This is a genomic window from Rheinheimera sediminis (assembly GCF_004005375.1).
Taxonomy (GTDB): domain Bacteria; phylum Pseudomonadota; class Gammaproteobacteria; order Enterobacterales; family Alteromonadaceae; genus Pararheinheimera.
The window spans coordinates 80672-95338 of record NZ_RZUF01000013.1 but is presented as its reverse complement, the minus strand read 5'-3'; the positions used below and the strand labels follow the sequence as shown (position 1 = coordinate 95338).

Below are 14667 nucleotides of genomic sequence, written 5' to 3'. Positions count from 1 at the left end.
CAGCCGCCAAAACAAGGATTCAGCGAATAAGGGAACTCTGATAACCCAACCAGTCTTTATCATCAACTTGTGGCCAGCCGTTTTTATCCCAGTTTAAGGCGGTAATTTTTAACTTTTGCAGACCGTTGTCAGCCATCTCGTAGGCATGAAACACCAGATAGTCTTTGCCGTTGAAGTCGTACACTGAGTTGTGGCCTAAACCAGGCCAATCGCTGTTGCCTTTGAGCAGTAGAGAACCGCCGCCCATAGCTAAATCCTTGCCGTTTTTATCCAGATAAGGCCCGGCTAAGGTTTTAGAACGACCTACCACCATATGATAAGTACTGTCTTTACCACGGCAACATTTGCCATAAGAAACAAATAGATAATAGTAATCGCCTTTTTTGTAGATAAAAGGCGCCTCCAGCTCTGCAGGACCAGGTTCTGCGTCATCTAAAAATGCAGGTCGCTCTGCTTTGGCAAGCGTGTGCCACTGTTCAGGCTGCGCTATACGGGTCAGATTTTGATCCAGTTTCACCAGTTTCAACCCACTCCAAAAAGAGCCGAAGCTCATCCAGGCTTCACCTTGTTCATCCAGAATGATGGCAGGGTCTATCGCATTCCATAAGTCACGTTGTGGCACAGATTGCAGTACTATGCCCTGATCCACCCATTGATAATTTGGATCTTTAGGATCCAAAGTCGTATTCACTGTGACACCAATAGCCGAGGTATTTTTGCCAAAAGCAGAGATGGAGTAATACAGATAAAACTTGCCTTGATGCTGAAAAATATCCGGTGCCCAGATATGGCCATCAAAGCTTGGGGATACTGTTTTTGCCCAGTCAGGCTCAGTCGCAAAAACACGGCCGCCTAAGCGCCAGTTTGTTAAATCGCTGGATTGGTAAAAGGTAATGCCCGGGCCAGTACTGTATAAAAAATACTGACCTTTGTCTTTTGCCATCACCGGGTCATGAATACTGACTTGTTCAGACTGAGCCAGACCAGAAAAAAGAGCAGCGCTCAACAACAGAGCGCCGCCCAAAAGTGACTTTCCAGCTACAGTGATCAAAGAATTAGGCTTACTCATAGAGTTCATCCTGTTTTAGTTGAATTTGTATTACAAATAGCATAAGTTCAACGCAGCAAGCAATAAAATGCAGAAACACCTCTGCCATAAATTGCGCTGAAGACAATAACCAAACTCAAACAATAGCCATATAAAACAAATAGATAAGTATTAAATATCAGAAAAAGTTCAAACCTTTTTTCTGGCTTGTCAGCTGAACTCAATAGTAATACTATAAGATTATTAATCGAATAAAACAGGTTTTAGCATCAGATTCTAACCAGGTTTTAACGACGAGTGAGAAAAACTGAGCATAAAACTGATATAAACCACAGGGGAGTCGAATGGCAGGTTATAAACTTTCTGTCATGGAGAAAATTGGCTTTGGCGCCGGAGATATGGCCGTCAATGTCGTGATTTCATCCATGATGCTGATCATCACTTTTTTTTACACTGATATCTTTGGTTTAAAAGCCTCAGACGTTGCGATTTTATTTCTGGTGGTGCGACTGATTGATGCAGTTACAGATCCATTAATGGGTATGCTGACCGATAAATTCACCACCCGCTGGGGCCGCTACCGACATTATTTCCTGTTTATGGCTATCCCTTTTGGTATCTCGGTGTTTTTAACCTTCTCGACACCAGATCTGGATTACAACGGCAAACTGGTGTGGGCTTACGCCACGTACATTTTTGTCACCCTGATGTTCACGGCCGTCACTATCCCCTATATTTCCATCATTGGCGTTTTAACCGACTGCCCGAAAGAGCGATTATCTGCCAACGGCTACCGTTTATTCTTCGCCAAAATTGCCGCCTTTTTAGTGACTATTATAGTGCCAGTTTTAGCTGCGCAGTGGGGCGAAGGCCAACTGGCTGCCGGTTATCAGGCCGCTATGGGGTTGATGGCGGCTATGGCAAGTTTATTGTTTTTATTCTGCTTTTTTAATACTACGGAACGTTTGCAGCATCAGGTGGAAACCAAACCCTTTTTCAGTCAGTTAAAACTTTTACTCAAAAATGATCAGTGGCTAATTTTATGCGCTGTATGTGTCACTGGCACTATTGGTTATGTCATTCGTGGCTCAGTGGCAGCTTATTACGCCAAATATTATCTGGGTGGTGATGCCACTATGCTGTCGGCCTTTTTATCTACCGGTGTGGTGGCCGCCATTCTGGCTATGGTGGCATCGACCTGGATCACTAAACATTACTGCAAAGTAAAACTGTTCCGTACAAGCCAGATTGTGGTAGCTGTGTTAAGTGTGCTGCTGTTTGTACTGGTGAAACCCGGTGATTTGTGGCTGGCTTTTGTATTGTATTTTTTACTCTCTTTTGTGGTGGATTTGCATGCCCCAGTGTTCTGGTCGGCCATTGCTGAGGCCGTGGACTATGGTGAACACAAAACCGGCCAGCGCGTTTCAGGTTTAGCTTTTGGTGGTATTTCGTTTTGCCAGAAAGCAGGCATGGGCATAGCGGGTTTTGTGGTGGGTAGCTTATTAACCTTCTTTGATTATCAACCGGATCAAATGCAAAGCGAAACCAGCTTAGTGGGTATAGCGCTGATGCTGTCGGTGATCCCTGGCTTTTTCCATTTGCTGATGGGCCTTCTGATGTACAAATACAAAATTACCGACAACTTTTATCAGGACATGGTGGCAGGCCAAATTCAGCCCCCAAAGCCTGAACAGGCAGCACCAGCAGTCCAGCTGCTGAATGCTAAATAACGTTTTTTTAAGTTAGAGATTTTTATTAATAACGCAGTGGAGTTTTTATGCGATTGTTAACGCCTTTAATTGAACAGCGGGCCGACCCCTGCATTTATCGTCATAGCGATGGCTATTATTATTTTACCGCCTCGGTGCCGGCCTACGACAGAATCGAGTTGCGCCGTGCCCGCACTATCGAAGAACTGCCGCAGGCAACACCGATCGCCGCTTGGTTAAAACCCGAGTCAGGGCCTTATTCTGAGCTTATTTGGGCACCGGAAATTCATTTTCGCCAAGGTGCCTGGTATATCTACTTTGCTGCAGCTCCTAGTCGCGAGATTAAAGACAAACTGTTCCAGCACCGCATGTATGTGATTTGCTGCAAAGACGCTAACCCTATTGAAGGGCTGTGGCAGTTCTTAGGCCAGGTTGATACCGGCATCGATACTTTTTGTCTGGACGCCACCACCTTTGAGCACCAAGGCCAGTTGTATTATTTATGGGCGCAAAAAGACAATCAGATTGAAGGCAACAGCAATTTATACATCGCCACTATGGATACACCGGACAAAATCAGCAGCGCGCCTGTACTTCTGAGCAAACCTGAATTCGACTGGGAAATCCGTGGTTTTTGGGTGAACGAAGGCCCAAGCGTACTTATTCGTCACGGCAAAGTTTTTATCAGCTACTCAGCCAGTGCCACAGATGAAAACTATGCCATGGGGCTATTGTGGGCCGATGAAAATGCCAACCTGATGAACCCACAAAGCTGGCATAAGCTGAAAGAGCCTGTGCTGCAAAGCTGCTTTGAACATAAGGTGTACGGCCCGGGCCATAACAGCTTCACAGTATCCGCCGACGGAAAAACTGACTTACTGGTGTATCACGCCCGCACTTACACCGAAATAGTTGGCGATCCACTCTGGGATCCAAACCGCCATACCTACGTCAAAGCGCTGCGCTGGGACGACAACGGCATGCCTGTTTTTGGCCGCCCTTCAGTACAAGAATAAAAAAGGAGTCAGATCACTTTGTTAACGGTTAACACTGTGATCTGCCCCCAATTTGAGGGGATTGATGATGGTTAGGTTATTTACTGCCCTACTCTGCTTTACCACTTTATCGCTAGCTGCGGTCGAATTCGTACCTTTGTCTGCAGTAAAGCTGACTGACGGCCCCTTTTTGCATTCAGAGCAAACCAATCTGCAGTACTTACTGGCACTGGATGCAGACAAATTACTAGCACCACTGCGCCGTGAAGCTGACATTAAAAGCAATGTAGAGTCCTATGGCAACTGGGAAAATACCGGTTTAGACGGTCATATGCTGGGGCATTATTTAACGGCTCTGGCCTATATGTTGAGCGCCACCTCAAATGAACAAATCAAAGCCCGGCTGGATTATTTACTCACCGAACTTCAGAAAATCCAGCAGGTTCAGCATGGTTATTTAGGCGGCGTGCCTGGCAGTAAAGCCTTATGGCAGCAAATTCAGCAAGGCCAGATTGAAGCCGATTTATTTAGCCTGAATAAACACTGGGTGCCTTTTTACAATATTCATAAAACCTTCGCTGGCCTGCGGGATATCTACCTGCAAACCGGCGATAAGCGAGCCAAAACCCTGCTGCTGAATTATGGCAACTGGCTGAAAAATCTGGTCAAACATTTATCACCGCAGCAAATCCAGCAAATGCTGCTGACCGAACATGGTGGCATGAACGAAGTGCTGGCTGATATGGCTGTCATTTTTGATGACAATAGCTACATGCAGTTGGCTAAAGATTTTACCGAATTACGTATTCTGGAGCCGTTACTGAAAGGCGAAGACAAGCTCACCGGCCTGCATGCCAATACCCAAATTCCTAAAGTAGTGGGTATGGCTCGTATTGCCGAATTGTCCGGCGATAAAAACTGGTTAAAAGCGGCCGAATATTTCTGGTCTTTAGTGGTAGAGCAGCGCACTGTCGCCATCGGTGGTAACAGCGTGCGGGAGCATTTTCATCCAAAAGACGACTTCAACCCCATGCTGAATGAAGTAGAGGGGCCTGAAACCTGCAATACCTACAATATGCTGAAACTCTCCATGCTGCTGTACCGTCAGACTGGCCAAAGCAAATACCTTGATTATTATGAGCGAGGCTTGTGGAACCATATTCTGGCCAGCCAACATCCGGAGCATGGCGGTTTTGTTTATTTCACCTCTATGCGACCTCAACATTACCGGGTTTATTCCAAAGTGGATCAAGGCATGTGGTGTTGTGTTGGCTCAGGCATAGAAAGCCATAGCAAACATGGCGAATTTATTTACAGCCTGGATAAAAACGCTTTGCAGGTGAATTTGTGGATAGCCTCCAGCATGAGCACTCCGGAGATAAAACTGCACCAGCAGACCCTATTCCCGGATGAAAACAGCACTGAATTGGTCTTTGATGCAGCAAGTACATTGAACCTAGAGCTGCGGTATCCATCCTGGGCCGGAGCAGTGAAAGTCTGGCGTAATGGCAAAGCAGTTGAAGTAACAACCAAAACCGGTAAACATATTCTGCTGGCTGGCCCCTGGCAACAAGGCGATAAAGTGAAACTTGAGCTGCCGATGCAGCTCAGTTTGAGCCCTATGCCAGCCAAGCCTGACTATCATGCGGTATTGTTCGGTCCTCTGGTGCTGGCTAGTCGCAGTGCACCTTTTAAAAACGAAAGCTTAAGATTTGTTGCTGACGACAGCAGAATGGGCCATATAGCGTCGGGCCCAACCTGTCCAGTTTCTGCCGCACCACTTTATATTGGTGATACCAACAACTTCCTCGCCAACTTAAAGCGTCTACCCAATCAACCTTTAAGCTTCAGCACTGGCCAAGGCTTTTTACAGGGTAAGCCTGAGCTGATCCCCTTTTTCCGGCTGCACGACAGCAGATACCAAATCTACTTTCAGCACACTAGCCTTGATGGCTGGCAACAACAGAAACAGCAGCAAGAACAGCAAGATAAAGCCGAAGCTTTGCTTGAACAGCAGACCTTGGATAAAGTCTATCCGGGTGAACAACAACCTGAGTCGGATCATTTTTATCAGGGTGAACAAAGCGAAGCAGGTATCAATTTAGGCCGACATTGGCGGCACAGTAAAAGCTGGTTTAGTTATCAGTTAAGCCACAAGGGCCAGCAAAATCTGACCTTGCGGCTGGAGTATTTTGGTCTGGATGGCGGGAGGCAATTTGAGGTCTGGCTGGATGATAAAAAGCTGACCGACGTTGAGCTGAAAAGCGGCCTGGGACCGGACTGGTACAGCGTCGATTACCCAATCCCTAATGAGCTGCTGCCGAAAAATGCCGGGCACTTCCGCGTCAAATTTGTCGCCAAGCCCGGCAGCATCGCAGGTGGACTGTATCAGGTGCGTTTACTGAAGGGGTCAGGCCTTGAATATTGAATCTAAATTCAATATTCAAGGCCTGACCCCGATATCAGTTGATACCCACCGCGTAACGGCTGACCCAGTGTTTGAGAGGGCCAGCCTTTTCTGCTACTGCTAAACCCAACTGACGTAGAAAACGCACAGGCGGCAAGCTACTGCTAAAGTTCTGATAAAACAGATCCATAGCCGACATCATCAGCGCATTTTCGCGCTGTCGTGTACTTTGGTACTGCTTTAATAAAGCGGCGCCAGCCAAATCCTGACCTTGTGCAAAAGCCTGCTCCAGCAATTCAGACAACAGCATCGCATCAGCAAACCCTAAATTCACGCCTTGACCAGCCAACGGATTAATACTGTGAGCTGCATCTCCTACCAGCACCAGCCGCCCTTTCACATAATCTTTCGCATGCACACGAGCTAAAGGAAAACTGGCCACTTGCTCCACCGTAATTTTGCCAAGCTTAGCCGGAAAAGCATGTTGTATTTGTTCAGCCAAAGCAGCTTTAGATAATGCCGCCAGCTGTTTAATTTTATGATGATGGTCGTACCAAACTAAAGAGCCTTGCTTGCCCGGCAAAGGTAAAAAAGCCCGTGGGCCTGACTCGTTAAACTGCTGCCAGGTGATGTCCTGCTGCTCATACTCTGTATTGACTGTAACCACCAAACAGCTTTGCTGATATTGCCAACCCGACACGCCAATTTGTGCTAACTGGCGCAGCTGCGACTGACCACCATCTGCAGCTATCACTAGTTTGGCTTTTAGTTCACCAAACTCTACTGTGCTGACACTGGCATAGTCAGAGTGCTGCACAAAACCTGTCACACTGGCTGGGCAAAACAGTTGTAAATTGGCAGGAAAGTTGGCCCAAAGCGCCTGCTGGATAAGATTGTTTTCCACTATATGGCCAAGATGGGTTAAAGCCACTTCATCGGCATGAAAAGTGAGTCCGGCCTGTTCATCCTCAAACGCCTGTAACCTTTTATAAGGGCATAAACGCCATTGCTGCAATAAAGACCAGGCGCCCAAGTCAGTCAGCCACTGCTCACTTCGTCTGTTAATAGCGGATACACGCAAGTCTATGGCGCTATGAGGATCAAAAGCTGACACAGGCTGTTTTTCAATTAAGCCCACTTCTAAACCAGCACGGCTTAACTTCAGCGCCACTGAAGCGCCCACCATACCACCACCTACAATTACTATATCCAGCACAACAACCTCCTGCTCACTTCAGACCATTCTACCCTGCTTTGAAATCTTTTTTTTGCGCTATATCAGCAATTATTCTCCGCACCCTGAAAGATTATCCAGACAACTCCGGTATATAAGCTCAACTCACTTAAGGAAAAATTAAAATGAAAATTCAGCATATTCTATTACTTAGCCTCAGCATCTTTAGTCTTAGTCTGTTGGCAGAACCCCGTATTGCCCAAAACCCTGAAGATATTAAGCCGTTATTAAACGGTATGTCTGCACCAATGGTCAGTCTGCAGGATGCGACAGGCAAAGCCGTAGAGCTCAGCTCAGTACTAAAACAGCAAGACACTGTACTGGTATTTTATCGCGGCGGCTGGTGTCCTTACTGCAACCTGCAACTGGCGGCTTTGCGCGAGATTGAGCCAGACCTCAAGGCTTTAGGTTACCAGCTGATTGCAGTGACACCAGACAGTCCTGCTGCCGTTCAGGCCAGTTTAAAAGACACCAAAGATGCAGCTATTACTTATACCCTGTTATCCGACAGTCAGTTCAATTTAAGCTCTGCTTTTGGAGTGGCTTATTATTTGGATGAAAAAACCAGCGCGACCTATTTAAATACCTACAAACTGAATCTGAATAAGGAAGCAAGCAGCGGCAAAGTAGTGCTACCTGTGCCTGCGGTGTATATTCTGAACAAAGAGGGCTTAGTGCAGTACAGCTATCAGCATATTAATTACAAAGTCCGTTTGCAGCCGGAGCTTCTGCTGTTAGCCGCACGTTTAGCAAAAGAGCCAAAGGAATAACATTCACTAAAAACCCAGTATTTATGCATATCCACCCATAGTTAATTCAGGGCAGCACGAACTGCCTTGAAACTCAGCCGCAACACCTTAAAACTCATTGACGAGCGCGCAAAAATACGGCATTTTGCGCGCCCTTGCAGCCCAGGCTTTTGATTGCCCTTGTTTGGTTGCCACTGTTGGTTGCTCTGGGGGGCAAAACTGACTAGAGTAGCTGCATCTTTTGATTTGAATTCTGTTTGACTAATAGCTCTGGCTTGAGGAGACTTTGCATGCGTAAGGTAACTGTGGCCGCCACCCAAATGATTGGTGGCTGGAATGTAGAAGAAAATATTGCCCGTGGTGAGCGCTTAGTCCGTGATGCGGCTGCTCAGGGTGCACAAATTATCCTGCTGCAGGAACTGTTTGAACGTAACTACTTCTGCCAGAAACAAAAATATGAATATTTAGAGTTCGCAACGTCTGTCGAAGACAACGCGGCTATCAAACATTTCAGCAAAATTGCCAAAGAGCTGAATGTGGTACTGCCTATCAGTTTTTATGAAAAAGCAGGCAACTGCTTTTACAACACTGTGGCCGTGATTGATGCCGACGGTAGCAACTTAGGTTTATACCGCAAGAGTCATATTCCTGATGGCCCGGGCTACAGCGAAAAATTCTATTTCACTCCGGGTGACACTGGCTTTAAAGTTTGGGATACAGCTTATGCCAAAATTGGTATTGGTATTTGCTGGGATCAATGGTTCCCTGAATGTGCCCGCAGCATGGCATTAATGGGCGCAGAACTGCTGTTCTACCCTACAGCTATTGGCACTGAACCTCATGACGAAACCGTCAATTCACGTGAACACTGGCAACGTACTCAACAAGGCCACGCAGCTGCCAACCTGGTTCCACTCATTGCATCGAACCGCATTGGTCGTGAAACCGAAGACGACTTTGCTATTACCTTCTACGGCAGCTCTTTTATTGCCAACGAGTTTGGTGCCAAGGTAGAAGAAGCAGACGAAGTCAGCGAAGCTGTGTTAGTTCATACCTTCGATTTAGACGAGACCGCAAAAAACCGTCGTAACTGGGGCGTCTACCGTGACCGTCGTATCGACTTATACGGTGCTATCTTAACCAAAGATGGCAAAACTACCCCAACTGAAGGTAACAACTAAGATGGCTGTTACCTTAAACAGTACGCCTCGTGCCGATGGTTTTTTTATGCCAGCCGAATGGGCTACGCATAAACAAACCTGGATGGTATGGCCAGAACGTACCGATAACTGGCGTTTAGGCGCCAAGCCAGCACAGCAAGCCTTTTGTGCTGTGATCCGTGCTATTGCCCGTTTTGAGCCGGTGACTGTGTTGGCCTCTGCCGCTCAGTTTGCCAATGCTCAGGCACAGTTGAGCTTAGAGCCAACCACTCACCCCATTCGTGTGGTTGAAACCTCAACAGATGACGCCTGGTGCCGTGACACTGGCCCTACTTTTGTCACCAATGGCAAAGAAGTGCGTGCTGTTGACTGGACCTTTAATGCCTGGGGTGGTTTAAACGGTGGTTTATATTTCCCTTGGCACAGAGACGACCAAGTCGCACAAAAGATTGCCAATATTGAAGGCACAGCTCGTTACCGTACAGAAGGCTTTGTGCTGGAAGGTGGCGCTATTCATGTCGATGGCGAAGGCACCTTGCTGACCACTGAAGAATGTTTGCTGAATAAAAACCGTAACCCGGATTTAACGCGCGAACAAATCGAGCAGATGCTGTCCGATTACTTAAGTATTGATAAAGTGATTTGGCTGAAAGAAGGCATTTTTAACGACGAAACCGATGGTCACGTCGATAATATGTGTTGTTTTGTCGGCCCAGCAGAAGTCTTGCTGGCATGGACTGACGACAAAAACGATCCACAGTACGAACGCTCACGCGCTGCTTTAGAAGTGCTGGAAAACAGCACTGATGCCAAAGGTCGTAAATTCACTGTACACAAGCTGCCTGTGCCTGCTCCTATGCTAGCCAAAGCAGACGAATATGCCACTGTGGATTTAACGGGCGCAGCAGTACCTCGTGAATCTGAAGCCCGTTTAGCCGGTTCTTACATCAACTTTTATTTATGCAATGGCGGTTTGGTGTTGCCGGTATTTGACGATGCCAACGATCAGGTTGCGATCGACATCTTATCTAAAGTCTTTCCAAAGCATCAGGTGGTCACAGTGCCTGGCCGTGAGATTTTATTAGGTGGCGGCAACGTGCACTGCATTACCCAGCAACAACCTGCTTAATTTTAAATTCAGGCGTTGAGAAAAACGGGACTTCATGTCCCGTTTTTTTATTGCTTCGAAATAATTCAACTCATAATCGAAAATATGTTTCGGCCGTCGCCACAAGCGAAAGCGTGATATCGGCGAAATGCCAAACAGTTGGCATTTCGAAAGCCCGACATCCCCCGGCATTGTCGACATACAGTCCCTCCCCGGACATCCCAGCCCCCCTGTTCCTTAAAGTTGCGCGCAATGCGCCGTGCCCGGCGCAGCCATAAAAAAACCGCCGATAAACGGCGGTTTTTGACTTGAACTATAAAGTTCGGTTATTTACGACGACGGCGTAATAAAGCCAGAGGTAATAACATCAGTGACAACCAACCGAAGCTACCGCTGGACTTTTTAGGTGCCGGAGCAACAGTCACATTAAAAGTAGCAGTGTTAGAGGTTAAACCAGCACTGTCAGTTGCAACTACAGTCACAGCTACAGTACCAGCTTCATCCTTAGTCGGTACTCGGGCAAGATTGACTTTGCCATCAGCGTAAGTAAACAGCGCCGGAGTCACTGTGACTTTATCTAAGGTCGCATTTGCTTCGTTGATAGTTACAGAGACATTACCAACCTGAGTGCCAGCAGTTGCTACTGTTGCCACAATAGTGGCCGCAGTTGCTGAAGCTGTAAGCACTGGTGCTTCGTCAGGCACGTTATTTACTGCGATATTTACAGTAGCTGGAGCAGAGATATTGCCATCAGTGTTTACTGCAACAACAGCCAGTTGAGCGCTGGTGAAACCTGCCTCATAGTCCAGTAAAGAAGCATCAGCCACGGTGACAGTGCCATTTTTAGCTACTGCAAACGCCAGACTTGAACTACCAGCTACCAGGAATTCAGCTACGTCGGCATCTAACAAGCCTGTTTCAGCTGTCAGTTGACCTAAAACAGTGCCAGCAGTCTTGTTCTCATCAATGCTAAATGCCACAGTTTCAGCCATCACAGGCGCAGTAGTTGAAGATGGAGTTTCTGCAGCAAAAGCGACGTCACCTACATCGGACAACAGCACCACACCGGCACCACTGGCACCATCGATCACGATACGCGCTTCTTCACCCGGAGCCAGAGTTTCTAACTCGTCACCCACAGCAGCAGGTGATGCATCAGCTGAAGCCGGAGTTGCAGCAGTCAGGGAGGTTAAGGTCACAGTCGGAGCTGAAACTAATCTGGCGTTTGCCACAATAGAGTCATCTAATGCTGGGCCCCAGTCCGCGCCAATAGCACTACCGTCGTTAATAGTACGGTAACGAGTTCCTATAGTACGACCAACATCAGTCGCTGTTAAACCAATGTCTTCAAAACACGCAGACAAGGTAACGCTGCGCTGACCTACTGAATGGAATAAGTCACTGATAGAGCCACTGTAAGCGCCATATGGAGTGACGAAAGTCCCCATGACAGCAGGGAAACCTGCATAGCTGGTTCCTAAGCGAGTCAGTAATAAGCTATTTAACTGAATATCGTATTCACCGTCGTTATCTATATCCAAGTCAACGCCAACATTCACCTGCTGAACATGGCTCAGACCCTCTTCTAGAGTTAAAGTAGGAGCCAGCAGTAAACCTGAAGTACAGTAGGTGTTAGGTACAGAAATCACATCCAGCGAAGCTGCACGTAAATCGTACATGTTGCTTTCGTCTTTTTCTGAAGTTCCAACCAGTTGAGTTGCAAAAATATCTGCTTCAACTGCACCAACGTTTTTCACGACTTTAACTGAAGTATCGTCAACGAATCTGCTGCTCAATTCTAAAGCTGCATTGGCTCTTGGCAGAATATGATAAACCAGATGCAGGTCATTTGTGGCTTCTGTGCTTGGGTCGTTGAAGACTAAGGCACCATCGTATTCAACTGTAGTCAGCTGAGCATTTTTCTCAGTTAATTCAGAAGTATTTGCCAACTCCCACTCAGGTAACTTAGTAGGATCAATAGTGACTGTCACATCGAATTTAGTGGATTGACCCGGTGCTACAGTAACAGACTCAGGGAAAACCCAGCTTAAAGCTGCAGTGTCTGTATCCTCAGCGAAACGATCTTGCATACTCAAGCTGTAAGTTTTTGGCGTAGTACCAAAGTTTTTCAGCGTCACCGTCTTAGTTAAGGTGGTGGTTTCAGACAGAGTATTAAGACCAAAAGACAAGGCAGCCTGAGCTGTATTGAACTTAGCATCTTCAACCCAGGCTGCAACCGGCAGATTGACCGCTTTCTCTACGTCAACTAAACCTGCGCCCATAGCAGAAATAGGTGCTAATTCAGCATCAGGGTGTGCTTTTGGTAAAGTATAAACGTCCATATTCGCAGTATTCATCAGGGTAGCTTTCACTTCCTGAGCAGTACGATTTGGCAGGGCTTCACGCAATAAAGCCGCAGCGCCTGCAGTCAGAGGACCAGAAAATGAAGTACCAGAGTTTAACGCAGTTTGATCACCAGTACCCACAGCTGCCATTACGATATTCGTACCTGGAGCGGTAATTTCTGGCTTTAATAAACCTTCGATAGAAGGACCACGTGACGTGAAGGTCGCTAAACCACCAGCTGAACTGATGGACTTAGCCACTATGCTGTAAGCCACGTCGCCGTTTGCCAATGCAGTTTTGATTGCATCGCCATCTTCTTTTGAAATACCAACAGTTGGAATAGCCACTGCCGGGTTTGAACCTCCAGCACTTACAGGACCTAAGCCCGCAGCGTTATTGGCGATAATAACAAAAGCAGCGCCGGCATTCTGGGCATTGATCACTTTTGCAGTGAAGTTACAGGTACCACGGTCTATTAACACAGTTCTTCCGGTTAACGAACCAGCGGCAAACGCTGTACAGCCCTGTGCGTTACCTGAAACAAAAACCAATGGGTTAGCTGTGCTGTTGAAACTGAACTCGCTAACAGTGTTGAAACCTGCCGGAATCATGTCAATGGCTTTGCCAGCTATTTCGTTGGCTTCAAAAATAACTGAAGACCCCGTTGGGTGCGTCATAGCGCCTACTGACAATGCATTTGGCGTTGTACTTGGACCACCAACAATAAATGGGTTCGGGCCATCATTACCAGCTGATATCACCATATTGATACCAAGGGTTGCCGCTTTTTGGATCAAAAATTGAGTACCGCTTGTCGCGTTAGTAGTACCTACGTCACTTCCCAAAGACATATTGATCACGTCAACGCGGTCAGACATATCGCCATCGCCATTTGGGTCTAAAGCTGCGTCTAAAGCGCCGATTTGTGCAGCACCTGGACAGTTTGCAGCACAGACTGTGTAGGCGTAGAACTCAACATCAGGCGCTGCTGCGCTAACAGAACTGGCTACATAAGTACCATGACCAGCACTGCGCGGGTCAATTGGGTTTGGATCATTGTTGATAAAGTCATAACCGCCAAGGACCTTACCCTGAGGCCAGGTTGGCTGTGTTCTTTGATTCACAGCATCATAAGCTTCGACTGTACCAGCGCCACCCATGGATTTATGCGTGTAATCTATACCAGTATCCAGTACTGCGACCTTGATACCTTTACCAGAAGCAACACCTGCTTTGACTACAGCATCAGCTTTCATGTACACAGCGCTGTCTGCTGCCATAGGCTTGCTGTCGTAAACTGGATAAATAGAAGCAACGGCAGGGTTGGCCTGCAGCTTCTGCAGGGCACTCGCAGATGCACGAACAACTAAACCTGACGCCAGGTTTTTCGTGGTCGCCAACACCTGAGCATCACGGTCTAAAGTTAACAAAGCAGAGCTAACAGCTTGCACAGAATCTGCGATACTTGCTGAAGCAGCTTTCACAGATGCAGGATTTGCTCCTTTTAAGTCCTGTAAACCAGCTTGTTTCAACACAACGTAGTAGGAAGAAGGTATACCTTGGGCTTGATCTTTAGAGATTGAACCTGTTGCTTCTTTGCCAGCTAACAAATCTTTAACTGACTGAGTGCCCATTTTGTATTGTTCTAAGGTTGCAGCCGTGGCGCCGCAAGACAAAGCTAAGCCTATAGCTGAAGCCAGCGCTGTTTTTCCAATGTGTTTCATGAATTCTCCGTTTAGGATGTTATGTATTTCTCTGGACCATCTTATTGTTTTCGATGCATGCCAGTTCTGTGACTGATTCGCACATACACCTCAATTACAATAATTAACACATCAATACAGCCTTGTCACATGCTTTTGCATTCGTGTTATCAGGTTTTTATCGCTAGAAAAACCACGGGCCTTGAAT

General features: G+C 46.9%; 9 protein-coding genes. 6 read left to right on the top strand and 3 right to left on the bottom strand.

All coding sequences use genetic code 11. The features are described from left to right. Positions 1–19 precede the first annotated feature (19 nt). The gene (locus EMM73_RS10535; protein WP_127686389.1) at positions 20–1069 is read right to left on the bottom strand and encodes an arabinan endo-1,5-alpha-L-arabinosidase; all 1050 of its coding nucleotides are present in this window, start codon (positions 1067–1069) and stop codon (positions 20–22) included. 323 nt (positions 1070–1392) lie between these two features. On the opposite strand from EMM73_RS10535, the gene EMM73_RS10530 reads away from it, so the two are divergent. The 3 genes from EMM73_RS10530 (at position 1393) to EMM73_RS10520 (ending at position 6180) form a co-directional block, all read left to right on the top strand. Further along, complete coding sequence (locus EMM73_RS10530; protein WP_127686388.1) at positions 1393–2778, top strand: MFS transporter; 1386 nt, start codon at positions 1393–1395, stop codon at positions 2776–2778. A 47-nt stretch (positions 2779–2825) separates the two neighbouring features. Beyond that, positions 2826–3773: a glycoside hydrolase family 43 protein gene (locus EMM73_RS10525; RefSeq protein WP_127686387.1), complete on the top strand. Its 948-nt coding sequence runs from the start codon at positions 2826–2828 to the stop codon at positions 3771–3773. 67 nt (positions 3774–3840) lie between these two features. Then, positions 3841–6180, top strand: a complete 2340-nt coding sequence (locus EMM73_RS10520) for a beta-L-arabinofuranosidase domain-containing protein (protein ID WP_127686386.1) — start codon at positions 3841–3843, stop codon at positions 6178–6180. 34 nt (positions 6181–6214) lie between these two features. Here the strand turns inward: EMM73_RS10520 and EMM73_RS10515 are convergent, their stop codons facing one another. After that, positions 6215–7375: an FAD-dependent oxidoreductase gene (locus EMM73_RS10515; RefSeq protein WP_127686385.1), complete on the bottom strand. Its 1161-nt coding sequence runs from the start codon at positions 7373–7375 to the stop codon at positions 6215–6217. A 143-nt stretch (positions 7376–7518) separates the two neighbouring features. On the opposite strand from EMM73_RS10515, the gene EMM73_RS10510 reads away from it, so the two are divergent. From EMM73_RS10510 to aguA, 3 genes are all read left to right on the top strand, one after another. Next, positions 7519–8163 (top strand): peroxiredoxin-like family protein, encoded by a 645-nt coding sequence (locus EMM73_RS10510; RefSeq protein WP_127686384.1) that lies wholly within the window; start codon positions 7519–7521, stop codon positions 8161–8163. A 269-nt stretch (positions 8164–8432) separates the two neighbouring features. Then, a complete protein-coding gene (gene aguB / locus EMM73_RS10505; RefSeq protein WP_127686383.1) occupies positions 8433–9323 on the top strand; it encodes an N-carbamoylputrescine amidase in 891 nt (296 codons plus the stop codon). A gap of 1 nt (position 9324) precedes the next feature. Next, positions 9325–10431 carry an agmatine deiminase gene (gene aguA, locus EMM73_RS10500; protein ID WP_127686382.1) on the top strand — a complete coding sequence of 369 codons (1107 nt, stop codon included), beginning with the start codon at positions 9325–9327 and terminating at the stop codon, positions 10429–10431. A gap of 305 nt (positions 10432–10736) precedes the next feature. Here aguA and EMM73_RS10495 read toward each other — a convergent pair whose 3' ends face one another. Next, the gene (locus EMM73_RS10495; protein WP_261373382.1) at positions 10737–14480 is read right to left on the bottom strand and encodes a S8 family serine peptidase; all 3744 of its coding nucleotides are present in this window, start codon (positions 14478–14480) and stop codon (positions 10737–10739) included. Between the last annotated feature and the right edge of the window lie 187 nt (positions 14481–14667).